Genomic DNA, 15,571 nt, shown 5'->3' with positions numbered 1-15,571 from the left:
ATTTCCGCCTTCGGCCGGTGACTTGCGTTGAGCGAACGGCGCCTTGAATCGTGCTATCGCCGCGGCCATGAGCGACGAAAACCCAAGCATCCTGTCCCACGTCTCCATCGGCACGAATGACTTCGCGCGCGCCGTGGCCTTCTACGACGCGGTCCTCACGCCCCTGTGCTGCCGGCGGGTGTTGGAGTTCCCGAACGCGGTGGCCTACGGCCGCCAGTTCCCGGAGTTCTGGGTCCAGGCGCCCATCGACGGGAACCCCGCGACCGTGGGCAATGGCACGCACTTCTGCTTCCTCGCCACGTCGAAGCAGGCCGTGGATGCCTTCCATCAGGCGGCCCTCAAGGCGGGAGCCACGGATGACGGCGCCCCCGGCCCACGCCCCCTGTATGGCCCGCCCTACTACGGGTGTTTCGTGAGGGATCCGGACGGCCACAAGGTCGAGGCGAACTTCTGGGACACCTCGCTCGGCGGCCACGAAGCCGCCTGATGCGCCCCCGCCCGGAACGCGGGGTGGCGCGCCTGGCGCCTGAGCCGAGACGGCAGGCGCTGAATCGACACACTCCGCCTTTCGCCGGTCTCCGTGGAGCGCTGCCCGGAGCAGGGGGGAACCGTGGCTGAAACATGCTGTAGCAGGCTTGTTACAGAATCCTCGCAAGGCGCATATCGCCTTCTTCTCGTCATTTTCTCGGCTTCTTGGTATTCAAGGCCGCGAAAAGGAGCCTGAAGAATGCACACCCTGAACAAGCTTTCTGTCGCGGTGGTGTTGGGTCTGTTGCTCGGCGGCTGCGGAGTCACGGACCTGGGCGGAGAAGACGTCACCCGTCAGCTCGAGCAGGACTTCGGTGGCCCGAGCGGCCTGATGGACTTCTTCGAGAGCCATACGGAGGAGGAGATCCGGGAGGCGCTGACGCCCTACGGCGTCGGGTACGTCACCCATGGGAACGTCACCGCGGCCTTGATCAGCGACTGCCCGAAGCTCTTCCCGTCGGGTGACCGGAGCAAGTGGCACAGCTTCGACGGCGAGTACTACTTCATCGACAGCGTGGGCCGTCCGAACCGGGCGTACAAGGATCTGCCCCGGATCGCCACCGCGCCGCGCATCGACTCCTGTCAGACGAGCGTGGGCCAGTGGGGGGACGCGGAAAACCCCAGCAACGACTACGACGGAGGACACCTCATCGGCTCACAGCTTGGGGGCTGGGGAGGGCGGGCGAACCTTGTGCCGCAGGATGCCAACTTCAACCGTGGCAACTGGGTGCAGCTCGAAAACAAGATGGCCAAATGTGGGAGCCTGCCGATCGGCCGATTGCGCTACGCCATCGGTGCGAACTATCCGAACTCCACCGCGCTCGTCCCCAATAACATGACGATGGAGATCACCAACCAGTCCACGGGGAGCGCCGTGTCCATGTCTTTCTTGAACGTGGACGGCGGCGGGTCGAACGGCACGAACGAGCGGACCCGTGGCGTGAACTGGCTGTCGGGCCAGGGGTGCAACTGAGTAACACCTCGGCGGTAGCCGCGGGAGCTGGCGCGGAGGCCCCCCAGGAGCGAGTCCGAATGCCTGAGTCCTACTACGTGTTGGGAGCGGAAGACCCCGACGTCGGCTACCGCGCCCGGCTGGCGTATACGCGTGACCACCCGCTGCGCAGCTGGATGACAGGCGTGCGTTTCGACAAGCAGCCGCCAGCGCCGATTCCCCTCAAGCTGCGAGGCACCGACGAGGAAGGGTGGGTGCTCGGCGAGCTGTGGCTCACGCCGATCACGGTGATGTCCAAGCGCCTGCACGAAGTCCTGCTGCGGGCCGGCGTGGACAACCTCGATACCTATGCCGTGGAGCTGACCGACCCCGAGGACGGCACGGTGTACAGGGACTTCGTCGCCTTCAACCTCGTCGGCAAGGTGGCGGCGGCCGACGCGGGCAAGACCCGGTTCGCGGCAGGGGGGAAGGAGCGAACGGGCTCCGCCGACATCGACTCGCTGGCGGTCGACCTGGACAAGACGCGAGGCGCGTTGATGTTCAGGTTGGCCGAGTCGGTGAATGCGATCGTCGTGCATGCCTCGGTGAAGGACGCGATCGAAGCCGCCGGCATCTCGACGCTCACCTTCCTGGAACCGGAAGACTGGGCGGGCTGAAGCAGCTCCGCGCGTGCATCGTGGTATCGCGCTCCCGACGGAGTACGGCCCCCCTGGGGCACGCCTGGATGCTCGCCCGATTTCAACCGCGAGGCGCACCTTCGCGGACTGCGTGTCTCACGAGGAGAGGAAGCGAGTAAGGCCATCGCACCCGGGAGTTCCGTTCTCAGCCGTCCGTCACGCCGGTGCACGGGTGTTGTATGTTTCACCGGATACCGCGTTCCCGGATACATGGCCCGGGCTCCGCCGGTTGAGACATCTCCTCTATGTACACCCTCGATGAATCACTCTGGCCCCTGGCCATCGTCCAGCGCAGCGACACCACGACGGACAAGGAGATGGAGAGCATTCTTCAGAGCCTTTCCAGGCTCATCAAGAGGCGTGAGCCCTACGTCCTGGTGATCGATTTCTCCCGGTCCCGTCCGCTGACACATTCGCAGCGAATGATGCTGGCGGATCATCAAGCCGAGATCGCCGACCTGGCTCGCGAGTACTGCAAGGGCTTCTTCGTGGTGATCAACTCGACCACCGCGAGCCTCGCGCGGGCCGTCACCAGCTTCGTCCGTCCCTCCGCGGATCAACACGAGGTGGTCGCGTCGTTGGCCGAGGCGCTGGAGCGCGCCGCGATCCGATTCGAGCAGGCAGGTGTGCCGATGGGGGCGCTCATTGCCCGCACCCAGGCGCGTCGGTAGAGGCCCGGTCCTGGCACGAGCGGCGTGCGCTTCCCCCTGGAGTGGGCTGTTCGGCCCGGGTGAGGCCCTCCGGACGCCGGGCGCGGGCGGAGAGGGCCCGCCCCCGGGATGTGCCTGGGAGTCAGGCCGTCCGCTCCGTTCTCAGGACTCGGGGCAGCAGCCCTTGGTGCGGCCCGTCGTGCCCGCGTTCACGATGTGAGACGTGGAAGGATTGATGCAGTAGTACTGCTCTTCCCAGATACCCGTGACGCAGGAGAGCGAGGTGACGCAGCTGTAGCCGGTGTGGTGCGGTGGGTATCCAGCGGGGCAGTTCACCGGCAGGACGCTCTGCTTGTCTTTGCGCGTGGACACGGAAAGCCTCCAGCCCGCTCGTTACCCTCCAGCGGCCCTGGTGCTCGCCGTGGCTACAGCACCTCTTCGAGGGCGCTCTTCCAGCTGTAGCTGTAGTTCTCGGGATTCTTGCCCGAGATGGATCTCTTCACCGGGTCGATGTGGATGGTCAGCACGCCCCCGTCGAGCGAGACCTTGGTTCCGTCCGTCGACAGCCGGCAGACCGTCTTGGTGACCGACTCCTTCACCGCCGCCTTGCCATCCGCGGTGCCGCAGACCTCGACCAGGGTGCCCACGGCGGACTGGCATGCGCTCTGGGTCCGGTCCTTCATCGGGTCGAAGGCGGGGTAGCTCGCCTTCTCGTAGCTGCTCTTCACGGCCGACCCGCAGGCCTTGTTGACCGCGTCCTCCTTCTTCTTCAGCTCCGCGTCGTAGACGGCCCAGCCGTTCTTCTGGGCCACGGTGAGCCTGGCGGGCTTCGAAGAGGACTCGTCGGCGATGGCGAGCGAGGCGAACAGGCAGAGGCACACGGACGAAATCCGGAACATGAAGGCTCCTGGTGGAAGCGGGTCGCGGTGGTGCGGGCCGCCGTTCCTCCAGGGAAGAGCCCCGGGGAGTTCTTTTGCATTCTTTCTCGCGGAGCCATGCGCCTCGCCGCGGCGTGGGAGGAGCGGGCCGGGTCGGTGTGTACCCCGGAATGCAGGCAATTCCAGAATAAAGGCAGCTTTCCGTTGGTGACACGGGGCCTGCCGGTCCTGCCGGAGCGGCCGGTGCCCAGGGACCCGCTGGAGCCACTGGAGCTGCGGGCGCGGTGGGGGCCCCCGGGCCCCAAGGGAGACATCGGTGCGCAGGGTCCGCAGGGGCTCGAGGGTGATACCGGTGCGCAGGGGAATCCGGTTCGAAGCAGGGGAGAAGATTGGCGCATACGGCTCCACCGTGAGCGCGAACGTGACCCTCAGCGGCTACGAGTTCTGATCAACAGCCCTGACTGGCAGTGCGGGGCCATCCCCAAGCGCCGGGTGCGGAGCCAAAGCAGGGGCTGTCGCTCCCGGCACGGCCTGGTGGATGGGAGGTCTTTCCTCAACCCCTGCGCGCTGCTTCGATCGCCGCGATGTCGATCTTCTTCATCGCCATCATCGCGGCGAACACCCGCTTGCGTGTGGCCGGATCCGGATCACTCATGCCGTCCGTCAGGGCGGCAGGAGTGATCTGCCACGACAGTCCCCACTTGTCCTTGCACCACCCGCACTGACTTTCCTGACCGCCGTTGCCGACGATGGCCTTCCAGTAGCGGTCCGTCTCTTCCTGATCCTTCGTGCTGATCTGGAACGAGAAGGCTTCACTGTGCTTGAAGGCGGGGCCGCCATTGAGGCCGATGCACGGAATGCCCAGCACGGTGAACTCCACCGTGAGGACATCCCCCTCCTTGCCGTCCGGGTAATCGCCTGGTGCGCGGTGCGTGGCGCCGACGGAGCTGCCCGGGAAGGTGCGGGCGTAGAACGCCGCCGCTTCTTCGGCGCTGCGTTCGAACCAGAGACAGATGAGGGCCTTGTTCACGGTGTTCGTCATGTTTGCGCTCCTGGGTTCATTCGCCCTTGCGTCCTACGACACCAAACACGGCACCCGCGGGGTCCGTCGCGACGACAATCCAGTCGCCGCCCGGCACCTCGTGCGGACCTTGCAGCACCTTGCCGCCGTTGGCGGTGATGGCGCGCTGCGCCTCGGCGACCGAGGAGACGCCGAAGTAGAACAGCCAGGTGCCGGTGGGGCCGGGGCTCTCGGTGGGCTTCTGCATGATGGCGCCGAGCCGAACACCGTCGTGGTCGATGAAGCAGTAGTCGCCCATCGGGCCCATGGGCATCACGTCGTTGAACTGGAAGTGGAAGTGCTTCGCGTAGAACGCCTTGGCGCGCGCGAGGTCGGGGCTGCCCAGTTCGTTCCAGCGAATGCGCTGTGACTCCTTCACGTCGAAGACGTCGCTCTTCGCCTCGGGTTTGCCGGGCGGTGGAATCGGCGCCATCACATAGAAGGGCGTGCCCATCGGGTCGGCGACCATCGCGATCTTTCCGACGGGCAGATCCATGCGCGGCATCAGCACTTTGGCGCCGTCGGCCACCATGGTCTGGAGGGACGCATCGACATCGGCCACGTGCAGATATCCGAGCCAGCAAGGCTGTGCGCCATGCTGCAGCATGTCCTGCGACAGGCGCAGCACGCCGCCAGCGGAGCCGCCATCGCCGCGCATGATCATGCGGTAGTCCTGCCCATTCGGCATGGGGGCGGGCTGATCGGGGATCTTCCACCCGACGACGGCGCCATAGAACCTGGCGGCGACGCTGGGGTCGTGGGTCATCAGCTCGTACCAGATGAAGCTGCCAGTGCTCATCGTGTCACTCCCTTTGTGAACGGGTGGAGCTCTTCTCCGGGTCGATGTGGAGGGTCCGCTCGCCCGCGTCGAGCGAGACCTTCGTGCTTTTGCATTCTTCCTGACGGAGCCGGGCCGCCATGGCGCAGTGCGGCACGTCCCGTCGCGACGACGCGAACCCAAGAAACATTTGCTCTCGATTGGCGAGAATTGGGGAAATCATGCGAACCACTGCCCACCACCGCCCCCTCCACGTTGGATCCACCGGCAACCGCGTGCAGAAAGTTGAAGAGCGGCTGAAGTCGGCCGGTTACCTCAAGGGTGCCGCCGACGACCGCTTCGACGCCAAGACCGCCAAGGCGGTGGTTGCCTACAAGCGCGACAACGGCTGGGAGGGGAAGCCGCAGGGGGTTGTCGGCGAGCGGATGAATGACTCGCTGAAGCGCACCACTGCCGGTACCACGCCTTCCTCCACCGGCGGCACCACGGCCACCGCCCAGGCCAGCCAGACCGGCGGCAGCGACGGCAAGAACAAGACCCCGTCGACGCTCAAGGGCGCGACCTACAACGTCGAGCGGGACCGCAATCCCAAAGACGTGCAGAAGTGGCTGGGCGACTTCGCCAAGAAGAACAAGCTCGACTTCGTCCAGTTGCAGGAGATCAACGGCTACCACAAGGCCCTGGAGAAGATCCCCGGCTACCACCTGGTGACCTTCCCCGGAGCCAAGGACCATGGCGAGACGGGCATCCTCGTCAAGGACAGCCTGCTCCAGGGGCAGAAGACATCCATCCAGGGCGAGGGCGGCGGTTGGACCACCGTTCGCGGTGGCCATGCTCCGCCGCGGGCGGCCACCGCGGTCAAGCTCGCGGGCTGGCTGCAGGTGGTCTCGGCCCACCAACCGCCCTCGGTGGACTGGAAGGGCGGGGAGATCGACGGGCCGAAGAACCGCGTGAGTACCTACAAGTCGCTCTCCGAGAAGCTGCTCGGTTTCGCGAATCGGAAGATCGCGAAGAACCCTGACGAGGGTCTGCTCATCGGCGGCGACTGGAACGAGCCTGCGTCGACGAAGGGAAAGTGGTCACCCGGCTGGATCGCGCAGCAGGCGGGCATGACCACCCATGGCGGCGTGGAGAGCCACGGCCACGGCAAGATCGACTATGCGATGTCCTACGGGTGCAAGGTCTCGAACGTGAAGGCAGGTCCGACCGGCGGCTCGGATCACAACATCGTCCTGTTCACCGTGAGCCGCCCGAAGGGCAAAGGCTGAAACGCGGCCACACCTGGCCGGGCCCGCTTCAGCGCTGGAAGAGGGGCCGGAACAGCGTGGACTGCTGCTCGCGCGCGGCGGGGCCCACACGCGGCTCGTGCAGGCCCAGCTCGAGATGCCCTCACGCGCCGAGGCCCGCGCGGGCTGTTGAGGCTCAAGACAGCCAACAGGCCCAGGCTCCTGCCACGCAGCTGATGGGAGCTCGGGCGGCCCCGTCAGCGGCCCTCCTCGGCCCCTCTGCACCCTCCCTCCCCCTCAACAGGACTTATGCGCCTCGGCTGTGCAGGGGGCTTCACACCCGTGTGCCAGGCGCTGCACGAGGGGCTGGGCGAGCGAGGTTGCGTCCGGGCGGGAGCGGGGCCTTCCCGGCTGGCCTCAAGGATGCATTGCTAGCGCACATGGGCCGGGATCGAGCTGTTTCCCTGATGGACGACCTTCGCGCCGCCAACCCCAGCGAGCACACGCGCTGGCTGGCCGAGCCCGATGAGCCGGCCTTCCGCGAGCTGCTTCACGCGCGCTACGCGGAGACGTATTCCTACCCGTTCCTCTACGAGCCCGGCGGCGCCGTGCGGCTCTGGAGGGACGGGGCGCTGCTGAGCCTCGGCGAGTTCGACGCGCGGGGGGCGCTGCTGTGGCACACGGGCCTGTGGAGCAAGCCGGGGAGGGACTCGCTGGACTCGGGGCTCTCCGTGGCGTTGCCGAGCCGCCGCACCCTCATGGGCCGCGCCGAGCACGAGGCGCTGTGGGGCTCGCTGCTGGATCGGCTCGGGCGCTGGGTGGGCTTCCTGCACCAGAACACCTCCACGCTGCACGTCATGGCGCAGCGCTACGCCTCGCGCTTCATGCGGGCGAGGCCCATGGGCCTCGTCGTCAACTACACGCGGGGCGAGACGGTGATTGGCGTGGAGGAGGGCTCGGGCGTGCCCATGCAGGCACTGGCGATGACGACGGTGCTCGCGCCCCCGCCGCCACGCCGGCGCTACCTGCCCCAGGGCCCGTGGGGGGAGTGGCTCGCGTCCATCCTGGCCGGGGTGGGGCTCGCGGAGTCGGTGGCCTTCACGCCGCTGGAGCACCGGGCATGGACGGAGGGCGCCGTGCTGCGTCCGCTCGACTGGAACGCGTCGCTGCGTCTGGAGCGGCGGGGCCTCGTGGGATTCAGCGCGGAGGGCACCCCGGCGCTCACGTCGGAGCGGGCGCGCGTGGACCTCATCCACCTGCCCATGGGCGAGCCCCAGCGGGTGGCCGAGGGGACGCCGGTGCTCCTCGCGGCCGGCTTTCTTCCGACGGGCATCCGCCTCCACCAGCGCGAGCCGGATGAACTCGTCTTCCAATACGTGGCGGACCCGAGGGCCGCGTGCGAAGTCGTGAGCCGCGCCCGGCTGGACGGCGCGGGGGCCCGGGAACTCTTCGCGGGATGGATGGAGCGATGCGCGCGAACTTCGTAGACACGCTGATGGCGCGGCTGGACGGCGAGGTCGCCACCATCTGGGCCACGGTGCTGCTGCGGCTGGAGGACAGGCCCGACGTGGCGCTCCTGCGCCGGGGGCTGCGCGCGCTGGTGCGGGAGAGCGAGCGCCTCAACGTGGCCTGGAACGACGCGCTCCGCGCATGGGTGCCCGCCGTGCGCGGGGACGCGGAGGTGGACGCGGCCCTGGTGGAAGGCGCGGAGCCCCTGTCCGAGCCCGACGCCGTAGCGCGAATCATCAACACGCGGGTGGACCTCACGCGCGACGTGCCGCTGCGGCTGCACTTGCATCCCATGGTGGACGCGGCCCCGGGGCCCTGGCTGCTGGGCATCCAGTTGCACCACGCCATCGGGGACGCGAAGGCGCTGGCGCACCTGCTGGAGCGGCTGTGGTTGCTCTGCGCGGGACGCGGGTCGGAGTCGCGCCCGCTGGAGCCCTCGACGCTCACGGATGGCAAGGTGCTGCTCGCGGCGCTGCGCCAGCCGGGCGTGGTGCTGGGGCTCACGAGTCCGCGCCGGCGGCTCCTGGCGCGGCGGGGAATGGGGCTGCGCCGAAGTGGGGACACCGCCGGACACGCGCTATCAGCCACGGCGCGGCTCACGCTTCCCCAGGGCGACACGGACCTCCAGGCGTCGGAGGTCTTCTTCTCCGCGCTGCTCGCGGGCGTGGCGCTGCGAGAGTCCCCGGCGGACGGACTCATCCGCCTGCGCATGCCGGTGGACCTGCGGCGGATGCTGGGGCTCGGGCGGACGCTGGGCAATGGCTGCTCCACGGTGCCGATTGAGATCTCCCTGAAGGAGGTCCGCGCGCGGCTGGAGGCCCCGCGCGAGCTGGCCCGCTTCCTCCGCTCCGAGGTGCAGCGGGTGCTCGATGAGGGCGTGCACTGGACGACGGCGCTGGAGTGCATGGCGGTGGCCCGGCTCGCACCGGCGCGGGTGCTGCGCAAGAACGCGCGTCCCGGGCTCATCGCCGAGCCCCGGACGAACACGCTCGTCGTCACCTACCTGGGACGGATGGACACGCACTTCACGGAGGCGCCGCTCCGCATCCGCTCCATGCGCAGCCACACGGCCACCTGGGGCGCCACGGGCCTGTCGTTCGCGGACACGCTCAACATCAACACGGCGGCCTTCGAGGGCCTCTGGACGCGCGAGGAGTTGCGCGACTTCACGGAGCGCGTCGCCGGGTGGGCGTCCTCGGGCTTCGGCCTGCGGGCGGAGGTGCTCGCGCCATGATGGGGCTGCGCGAGGCGCCCGGGGTGTACCTGGGCTTCATCTGCCTGCACGTGCTCGCGGGGCACCTGGGCTCCAGCCTCGTCTACCGCCTGCGCTTCGGGCGCAGCCCGCTGGCCTACCGGAGCGCGGCGGCGGATTCCGCGCACACGCGCGTCACGCGGCGCATCAGTGGCGTCTCGCTGCTCTGGGCCGGCTCCGTGCTCGCGGCCGCGTTCTGGCCCGCGTGGTCCGCCATGTCCTGGGGACGGCCGCTGCTGCCCATTCCTCCGCTCGCGGGTTGGGTGCTCGGTGTCGTGGGGCTCATGGGCATGCTGTGGGCCCAGTATGGAATGGGCCCGGCGTTCCGCATCGGCGTGGACGCGGGAGAGGCCCGGCCCGAGCTGCACGAGGGGGGACTCCACCGCTACTCGCGCAACCCCATCTACGTGTTCTCCTACCTGTACCTCGTAGGGGCTTCGCTCTGGGCTCCGTCCGTGGTGACGCTGGGCGCCTGTGCGGCGCTCGGGGGGCTCTTCCATCAACTGGTGCTCCAGGAGGAGCGGTTCCTCGCGGACCGCCTCGGTGAGCCCTACGCGCGCTATTGCCAGCGCGCACCTCGCTACTTCTGACGCGCCATGCAGCCAGCCCTCTCGCGTCCCGCTGATTCGCCCGGTGCCGCGCCCCCGGAGCCCGGCCTCTCCCGCGCCGAGCTGGTGGAGCTGCTCCGCATCCGTCCTCTGCGCGCGGTGGGCATGGCGGTGCTGCACCTGGGTGTCTGGGTCGCGGCGGCCGTGGCCATTGCCCGCGCGGGCAGCGTCTGGGTGAAGCTGCCGCTGTGGATGCTGGCGGGGGGGGCGGTGATGGGGCTCATCCAGCTCGACCACGACGCGTGGCACGACACTCTCTTCCCGAGGCCGTGGCAGAACCGCCTCTTCGGCAACGCGCTCAGCCTGCTCGTGGGCATCGCCTACGAGCCCATGCGCCATGACCACCTCGCGCACCACCGCTGGAACCGGACGGAGAAGGACCCTGACGCCTACAACGCGGGCCGCCGCTCGCTCGGGCTGTGCGCGCTCTTCTACGCCACCGTGCTGCTCGGCATCCCGCTGAGCCTCATCTACTTCAACGTCCTCTATCCGCTGCAGCACTTCTCCCGCGCGCGATTGCGCCGCCATGGCGCGGTGCTGCTCTGCTACGCGGGCTTCTACGCGGGGCTCTTCTGGCTGCTGTCGCGGCACGGGCTCGTCCCCGGCGCGGTGGAGTGCTGGCTGCTGCCGGTGCTCTTCGCCAGCCCCCTCAACGGCCTCAAGTCCATCGCGGACCACTACGCCAACACGTGGCGCGGGGACCGCTTCCACACCGCGACGACGGTGCGCGGCACGCGGCTCGTCACCTTCCTCTGGAACGGGCTCAACTACCACCTGGACCACCACCTCTATCCGCGCGTGCCCGGCTACAACCTCGCGAGGCTGCACACCCACCTGCGCCCCGGGCTGCTCGCGCGCGGCGCCCCCGTCTTCGACAGCTACCTCGACGTCATGGGACGCGCGCTGCTCGCCGGGCCCACCGTCGTGGACGAGGACGTGCGGCTCGTCACCCTGGAACGAAAGCGCCCATGAACGCCCTGCGCCAGCTGTACGCGGACATCCGCTACGAGGACGGCCGCTGGCCGCTGTCCCGCTGGGACCTCAATCTGCGCTACATCGCCAAGAGCCTCCTCCACGTCCCCGAGCCGCGCCGCGCCGAGGACGTCGAGCACTTCGCGCGCGTCGCCCGGCACCTCGCCTCCGGGAGCTGGAAGCCCGACGCGCCCGCGGCGCTCAACCTGTGCGCCGTGGGCGATGTGATGTGGATTCGCAGCGGCTTCCGCGAGGCCCTCTCCCCGGGCGTGCGCGCGCTGATGGCGGACGCGCACGTGGCCTTCGCCAACCTGGAGACGCCCGTGGACCCGGCGCGGCCCGTGCCCCGGCGCGTCTACGAGACGCTCCACTACAACGCGCCGCCGGGCTACCTGGACGCGTGGGAGGGCACCGCGCGCCACCGCGTGTTCTCGCTGTGCAACAACCACGCGCTGGACCAGGGCGCGCAAGGGCTGGAGCGCACGCGCCAGAGCGTGCTGGCCCGCCCGGAGCACCGCTGCGTCGGAGGCCCCCGGGCGGAGGACGCGGTGGCGGGCCTGGAGGTGGCCGGGGTGCGCCTGGGCATTGCCGCGGTGACGTATGACATCAACCACCTCGCGGGGGCGCCGCCCGAGGGCGTTCCGGTGACGCGCCTGGGCAACCCGCTGCATGCGCCCGACTGGGAGCGGCTGGGCGCCCTCATTGACGCGGCGCGCGCGGTGGGGCCGGACCTCGTGGTGCTCATGCCGCACTGGGGCTTCGAGTACGAGTACTGGCCCGAGTCCCTCCAGCGCGAGCACGCCTACCGCCTCATCGAGCGCGGGGCGGACATCCTCCTGGGCTCCTCGCCGCACGTGCTGCAGCCCGTGGAGCTGGTCTCCATCGACGGCGGGGACCCCACGTGCCCCGCGCAGGTGCGCCGGGGAGGGCCGCCGCGAGTGGGGCTCATCGCGTACTCGCTCGGCAACTTCCTGAGCATCATGCCCACGCGGGCGTGCCAGACGGGCGCGGTGCTGAAGCTCGCGCTCGCGCGGGACGCGGGGGGCGCCCTGCGCCCCGTGGACGTGCGCGCGGTGCCCACGGTGTGCGGGCGGGGCCTGGGCGGCGAGGGCTTCCTGGACGCGGGGGTCGTGGCGGTGGACGAGCTGGGCCTGGAGCGCGCGGCGCCGCACCGCGCGCACGCGTGGCGCACCCTGGGCGGACTGATTTCAACCCGGAGGGACTAAAGATGGTGTCGATGCGGGAGCAGTTGGAGGCATTCACCGTGGGCATGGCCCGGCAGGTCGCGGGCTGGCTGCCGGCCGTGACGCCCGAGCGGTACGTGGCCTTCCTGGACATGATGTACCACTACACGCTGCGCAGTGGAGACCGGCTGCGGCTCGCGGCCGGGCGCGCCACGCTCCCCGAGCTGAAGGCCTTCTTCGCGGAGCTCGCGGCGGACGAGCAGTCCCACTACCAGCTCGCGAAGGCGGACCTCGCGGCCTTCGGGCGCACGCCGTCGGACGCCACGCCCCGCGAGGTCTCCGCGTTCCACGCCTTCTGGGAAGGCATCCCGGCGGAGCGCCAGCTCTCGTTCCTCGGCGCGCTGTCCGTGCTGGAGGGCGTGGCGCGGCACCTCGGGGGCGACACACGCCAGGGGTTGGGGCGGCTCGGCCTGGACAGGACGCGGGCGCGCTTCCTGCTCGTGCACCTGGACGTGGACGTGGAGCACGGCGCGCGGGCCCAGGCGCTCTGCGAGTCGGTCGGTGCGCACGGCCCCGAGCCCCTGCTGGACGGCGCGCGCCAGGCGGCGGACTTCTGGGTGGCCATCCATCGCCGGGCGCTCGCGGAGGCATAGGCCGGGCCCCCGCGGGCCAGCCAGGGTCGAGCCCCTCCCCGAGGAGGTGCTCAATCTTCTCGGCTCTCTCTGGGGTCCGTGGTGTTCCCGGCTGAACCACGCTGGAGGGGCACATTGGGGGCACACGGCGGCTCCTTCACTGTGACTCGAAGGGCCGCCGTTTCCGGTCAGGCTTCCTCGTCGGGGAGGAGCGTCCGGAGAAGCTCGTCGTCGGGGCCGAGAGGACGCCAGCCAGGGAACGGCGGATTGGAGAGGAGCACATCGCTGGCCCGGTCAACGCGCTCCTGATGGGTTTCCGGCGTGTAACCACTCCAGCGACCGAGCGCTATGGCAACATCCATACGGGCGTCGTCGTCCATCACGGTCGGCCATCCGTCGGGGAAGTCGTCGGACAGCTCACGCACGAGCACATCGCGCACAAGACGTGTGACCCGCAGACTCTGCTCTGCCTCAGCGAGCAACCCGCTGAACACCTGCACCGCAGCGACATCGTCTTCACCAAGCTCGTCGGCCAGTCTATGTAACGGGACGGCAGGGCGTGCCTCAGCAAATGCGGTGAGCGTGTCGTAACCACGCTCGCGGACCCGCTCATACAGGCGGGCTCTCACGTCGCCCTCCCACGGATGCCGGGCGGTCATGGGCCCCTCCAGGAGACGAAGTTCATCGGGATCTTATAGTCCTTCATGTGCTTGGCGACGAGCTTCAGGATGGCATCGCGCGTCAACATGCGGCCGGCTCGTGTCTCGGCTTTGAGTAACTCGCGCATAAGAAACTGGTTCCATTCACCGGGCCATGTGCGACCCAGGCGCCAGTCACCGCCGCCGTGGATCGCCTCGTGGTGGGCCTGCTCCATCCGGACGCAGAAGTTGTCGATGTCCATGTCGCCCTTGAAGCCGCGCTGCTCGAACCACTCGCGGTGTTCCTGCGGCATCACGTGGTGTTTCGGAGCGTCCGACATGCCCGCCCCCACTCTGCCCGTCACCTGCATGCCGCGCACTTCGGGGCTGTCCCCCAGCGCTTCGCGCACGCCCTTGGGCAGGTCCTGGTGCGCCTGGTCCATCGTGATCTGTCCGCCCTGAATGAGGACGGCCGCGCTGACGGCAGGCACGGAGATAACGCCCGCCTGCACGAGCCTTCGCATCATCTCCACCCACTCGGCGGAGACCACCAGCCGCGAGCCCACCATGACGCCGCCTGAACTCATTGCCAGTCCCACGCCGAGCGCCGCAGGGGCCGAGGGCGGCACGCGTGGCAGGGCCATCTTCATCGTGGAGATCATCGTGACCATCTCCACCGCCTGCATCGCCGCGATGACCTGCCCGCCAAGCTTCAGGGTCTCGCGGGTCTCCCGCTGGAGCGTGTCGAATTCACGCGTCAGCTTCCCCATCAGCTCGGGCATCGCGGTGGTCGCCGCCTCCACCCGCTCCGGGTCCAGTGAGGCGAGGTCCGTCAGCGTGGGCTCCATCAGCCCTTGCACGCGATGAAGGTCCACGAAGAGCTTCTCAGCGCTGCACATGGGGCAGTGACGGAGCACGGCGTCCGCGAGGTGCAGGAAGTCCACCCAGGTGGCCAAGAGGAGCGTCCCGAACTGAGCTGCCTGGAGCTTCGGCCCTGTCATGCGAAGCAGGCCCAGCTCCATGTCCGTGTCGCCAACTTCCGAGGCCGCTTCCGTCAACGCGGTGGCGCTCCCAAGCGCGCCCTGAAGCCACGTCACCTGCTTGGCGCCTTGGTCGAGGTAGCGCGTGAAGACGCCGGTCAGGCTGAAGCCCCAGGGGTCTGGAGGACGTGCCGCCAGCTTTGTGACCGCGGCCTCGACGCTGCGCAGGGAGCCCTTCACCTCATCCGTGGCGTCGAGGACTGCCTGCCGCGTCGATGCAGCACTCCGGGCCCCGCCCCCAACGGCTGCCTCCCTGCTGACGTCTCCCACGGCTGTCACGTCGTCACGCGGCTGCTGGCGGCGCAGGAGCCGTTGCGCAGCCCCGGAGAGGGCGCGGGGGCGAGAATCCCACGCACGCGGGGGCTCAGCGTTCGGAGCCTCCACCCACGCGGGCGAGGAGTCCTCTCGCGGCGCGTAGCTCAATCTCCGGCCACGCCCGGGCGCTTGCGATACGGAGGCGCATCCCGTGGCCAGCAGCACCAGGGCCAGCAAGAGGGCGTCAGCGCGCATTGTCCACCCCCATTCCTACCGAGGCGAACGCCCCCGGCCGCAGCGTCCCTTCCGGCGTGGGGAACAGCAGCGTGCCGCCCATCCCCATCGCGTAGAGCATCCCGCCCAGCAATCGCCAGCGGACCTCCGCGGACCCCAGGTATCGCGCCCCCGGCTGCCCCATGCCCATTCCCAGCCCCTTCAACGCCACTTCGAGGCTGCGCGCGAAGAGCTGCACCGCGACGCGCCCGTCCACGTCGAAGCGCCCCCACGAGAAGGCTTCCGCGCCCAGCGACAGCTTCAGGTGCTTGGCGAGACCGCCATAGCGGACCGCGTCCCAGCCCACCTCCGCTTCGCCATAGGCCGAGTACCCATCCGGGAAGGAGGCCTCCGCCAACGGCACTCCCTCCGGCCCCGCTGCCTTGAAGCGCGCCAGTTCGTAGTCCGGGCCGAAGTATCCCTGTCGAAAGCCGCCATGCTGTCTGCGCATCTCCAACC

17 protein-coding genes and 1 pseudogene are annotated in these 15,571 nt (G+C 69.1%); 11 read left to right on the top strand and 7 right to left on the bottom strand.

From position 1 onward, the window contains the following. The first annotated feature begins 43 nt into the window (after positions 1–43). The 4 genes from D7X32_RS20690 to D7X32_RS20675 all read left to right on the top strand — a co-directional run bounded on the left by D7X32_RS20690 (position 44) and on the right by D7X32_RS20675 (position 2,828). Positions 44–487 carry a VOC family protein gene (locus tag D7X32_RS20690; protein WP_244239104.1) on the top strand — a complete coding sequence of 148 codons (444 nt, stop codon included), beginning with the start codon at positions 44–46 and terminating at the stop codon, positions 485–487. A 240-nt stretch (positions 488–727) separates the two neighbouring features. After that, positions 728–1,501, top strand: a complete 774-nt coding sequence (locus D7X32_RS20685) for a DNA/RNA non-specific endonuclease (protein ID WP_120604289.1) — start codon at positions 728–730, stop codon at positions 1,499–1,501. Between the two features lie 59 nt (positions 1,502–1,560). After that, positions 1,561–2,136 carry an imm11 family protein gene (locus tag D7X32_RS20680; RefSeq protein ID WP_120604288.1) on the top strand — a complete coding sequence of 192 codons (576 nt, stop codon included), beginning with the start codon at positions 1,561–1,563 and terminating at the stop codon, positions 2,134–2,136. A 266-nt stretch (positions 2,137–2,402) separates the two neighbouring features. After that, positions 2,403–2,828: a hypothetical protein gene (locus D7X32_RS20675; RefSeq protein ID WP_120604287.1), complete on the top strand. Its 426-nt coding sequence runs from the start codon at positions 2,403–2,405 to the stop codon at positions 2,826–2,828. A gap of 141 nt (positions 2,829–2,969) precedes the next feature. Here the strand turns inward: D7X32_RS20675 and D7X32_RS20670 are convergent, their stop codons facing one another. From D7X32_RS20670 to D7X32_RS20655, 4 genes are all read right to left on the bottom strand, one after another. Beyond that, the gene (locus D7X32_RS20670) at positions 2,970–3,179 is read right to left on the bottom strand and encodes a hypothetical protein (RefSeq protein ID WP_120604286.1); all 210 of its coding nucleotides are present in this window, start codon (positions 3,177–3,179) and stop codon (positions 2,970–2,972) included. Between the two features lie 53 nt (positions 3,180–3,232). Then, the gene (locus D7X32_RS20665; protein ID WP_120604285.1) at positions 3,233–3,706 is read right to left on the bottom strand and encodes a hypothetical protein; all 474 of its coding nucleotides are present in this window, start codon (positions 3,704–3,706) and stop codon (positions 3,233–3,235) included. Between the two features lie 532 nt (positions 3,707–4,238). Continuing rightward, entirely contained in the window at positions 4,239–4,727 is a 489-nt protein-coding gene (locus D7X32_RS20660; protein WP_120604284.1) for a VOC family protein, read from the bottom strand. 16 nt (positions 4,728–4,743) lie between these two features. Next, positions 4,744–5,544: a VOC family protein gene (locus D7X32_RS20655; RefSeq protein ID WP_120604283.1), complete on the bottom strand. Its 801-nt coding sequence runs from the start codon at positions 5,542–5,544 to the stop codon at positions 4,744–4,746. A 200-nt stretch (positions 5,545–5,744) separates the two neighbouring features. On the opposite strand from D7X32_RS20655, the gene D7X32_RS20650 reads away from it, so the two are divergent. The 7 genes from D7X32_RS20650 to D7X32_RS20620 all read left to right on the top strand — a co-directional run bounded on the left by D7X32_RS20650 (position 5,745) and on the right by D7X32_RS20620 (position 12,927). Next, positions 5,745–6,791: a peptidoglycan-binding domain-containing protein gene (locus D7X32_RS20650; protein WP_158625722.1), complete on the top strand. Its 1,047-nt coding sequence runs from the start codon at positions 5,745–5,747 to the stop codon at positions 6,789–6,791. Positions 6,792–7,216: 425 nt separating this feature from the next. Continuing rightward, positions 7,217–8,236 (top strand): hypothetical protein, encoded by a 1,020-nt coding sequence (locus D7X32_RS20645; protein WP_120604281.1) that lies wholly within the window; start codon positions 7,217–7,219, stop codon positions 8,234–8,236. After that, complete coding sequence (locus tag D7X32_RS20640) at positions 8,218–9,492, top strand: condensation domain-containing protein (protein ID WP_120604280.1); 1,275 nt, start codon at positions 8,218–8,220, stop codon at positions 9,490–9,492. Before D7X32_RS20645 ends, D7X32_RS20640 begins: the two co-directional genes overlap by 19 nt. Next, positions 9,489–10,100 carry a methyltransferase family protein gene (locus D7X32_RS20635; RefSeq protein ID WP_120604279.1) on the top strand — a complete coding sequence of 204 codons (612 nt, stop codon included), beginning with the start codon at positions 9,489–9,491 and terminating at the stop codon, positions 10,098–10,100. Before D7X32_RS20640 ends, D7X32_RS20635 begins: the two co-directional genes overlap by 4 nt. A 6-nt stretch (positions 10,101–10,106) precedes the next feature. Next, positions 10,107–11,090, top strand: a complete 984-nt coding sequence (locus D7X32_RS20630; protein ID WP_120604278.1) for a fatty acid desaturase family protein — start codon at positions 10,107–10,109, stop codon at positions 11,088–11,090. Then, a complete protein-coding gene (locus D7X32_RS20625; protein WP_120604277.1) occupies positions 11,087–12,316 on the top strand; it encodes a CapA family protein in 1,230 nt (409 codons plus the stop codon). Before D7X32_RS20630 ends, D7X32_RS20625 begins: the two co-directional genes overlap by 4 nt. Positions 12,317–12,318: 2 nt before the next feature. Next, on the top strand, positions 12,319–12,927 hold the full coding sequence (locus D7X32_RS20620) for an iron-containing redox enzyme family protein (RefSeq protein WP_120604276.1): 609 nt from the start codon (positions 12,319–12,321) through the stop codon (positions 12,925–12,927). 167 nt (positions 12,928–13,094) lie between these two features. Here D7X32_RS20620 and D7X32_RS20615 read toward each other — a convergent pair whose 3' ends face one another. The 3 genes and pseudogenes from D7X32_RS20615 to D7X32_RS20605 form a co-directional block, all read right to left on the bottom strand. Next, positions 13,095–13,565: an NUDIX hydrolase gene (locus D7X32_RS20615; RefSeq protein ID WP_120604275.1), complete on the bottom strand. Its 471-nt coding sequence runs from the start codon at positions 13,563–13,565 to the stop codon at positions 13,095–13,097. Beyond that, the gene (locus D7X32_RS20610; RefSeq protein WP_341868145.1) at positions 13,562–14,764 is read right to left on the bottom strand and encodes a DUF2380 domain-containing protein; all 1,203 of its coding nucleotides are present in this window, start codon (positions 14,762–14,764) and stop codon (positions 13,562–13,564) included. Before D7X32_RS20610 ends, D7X32_RS20615 begins: the two co-directional genes overlap by 4 nt. Positions 14,765–15,083: 319 nt before the next feature. Beyond that, a pseudogene (locus D7X32_RS20605) lies at positions 15,084–15,571 on the bottom strand (hypothetical protein); the annotation flags it as partial.

The organism is Corallococcus carmarthensis, from assembly GCF_003611695.1.
Taxonomy (GTDB): Bacteria; Myxococcota; Myxococcia; order Myxococcales; family Myxococcaceae; genus Corallococcus; species Corallococcus carmarthensis.
The sequence above is the reverse complement of the archived record's forward strand: the minus strand, read 5'-3'. Positions and strand labels throughout refer to the sequence as shown.

Excerpts from the sequence above, each read along its gene's own strand:
- D7X32_RS20675 (WP_120604287.1), top strand. The coding sequence starts at position 2,403 with ATGTACACCCTCGATGAATCACTCTGGCCCCTGGCCATCGTCCAGCGC.
- D7X32_RS20645 (WP_120604281.1), top strand. The coding sequence starts at position 7,217 with ATGGACGACCTTCGCGCCGCCAACCCCAGCGAGCACACGCGCTGGCTG.
- D7X32_RS20680 (WP_120604288.1), top strand. The coding sequence starts at position 1,561 with ATGCCTGAGTCCTACTACGTGTTGGGAGCGGAAGACCCCGACGTCGGC.
- D7X32_RS20655 (WP_120604283.1), bottom strand. The coding sequence starts at position 5,544 with ATGAGCACTGGCAGCTTCATCTGGTACGAGCTGATGACCCACGACCCC.
- D7X32_RS20615 (WP_120604275.1), bottom strand. The coding sequence starts at position 13,565 with ATGACCGCCCGGCATCCGTGGGAGGGCGACGTGAGAGCCCGCCTGTAT.
- D7X32_RS20630 (WP_120604278.1), top strand. The coding sequence starts at position 10,107 with ATGCAGCCAGCCCTCTCGCGTCCCGCTGATTCGCCCGGTGCCGCGCCC.
- D7X32_RS20640 (WP_120604280.1), top strand. The coding sequence starts at position 8,218 with ATGCGCGCGAACTTCGTAGACACGCTGATGGCGCGGCTGGACGGCGAG.
- D7X32_RS20665 (WP_120604285.1), bottom strand. The coding sequence starts at position 3,706 with ATGTTCCGGATTTCGTCCGTGTGCCTCTGCCTGTTCGCCTCGCTCGCC.
- D7X32_RS20685 (WP_120604289.1), top strand. The coding sequence starts at position 728 with ATGCACACCCTGAACAAGCTTTCTGTCGCGGTGGTGTTGGGTCTGTTG.
- D7X32_RS20650 (WP_158625722.1), top strand. The coding sequence starts at position 5,745 with ATGCGAACCACTGCCCACCACCGCCCCCTCCACGTTGGATCCACCGGC.
- D7X32_RS20620 (WP_120604276.1), top strand. The coding sequence starts at position 12,319 with ATGGTGTCGATGCGGGAGCAGTTGGAGGCATTCACCGTGGGCATGGCC.
- D7X32_RS20635 (WP_120604279.1), top strand. The coding sequence starts at position 9,489 with ATGATGGGGCTGCGCGAGGCGCCCGGGGTGTACCTGGGCTTCATCTGC.
- D7X32_RS20625 (WP_120604277.1), top strand. The coding sequence starts at position 11,087 with ATGAACGCCCTGCGCCAGCTGTACGCGGACATCCGCTACGAGGACGGC.
- D7X32_RS20660 (WP_120604284.1), bottom strand. The coding sequence starts at position 4,727 with ATGACGAACACCGTGAACAAGGCCCTCATCTGTCTCTGGTTCGAACGC.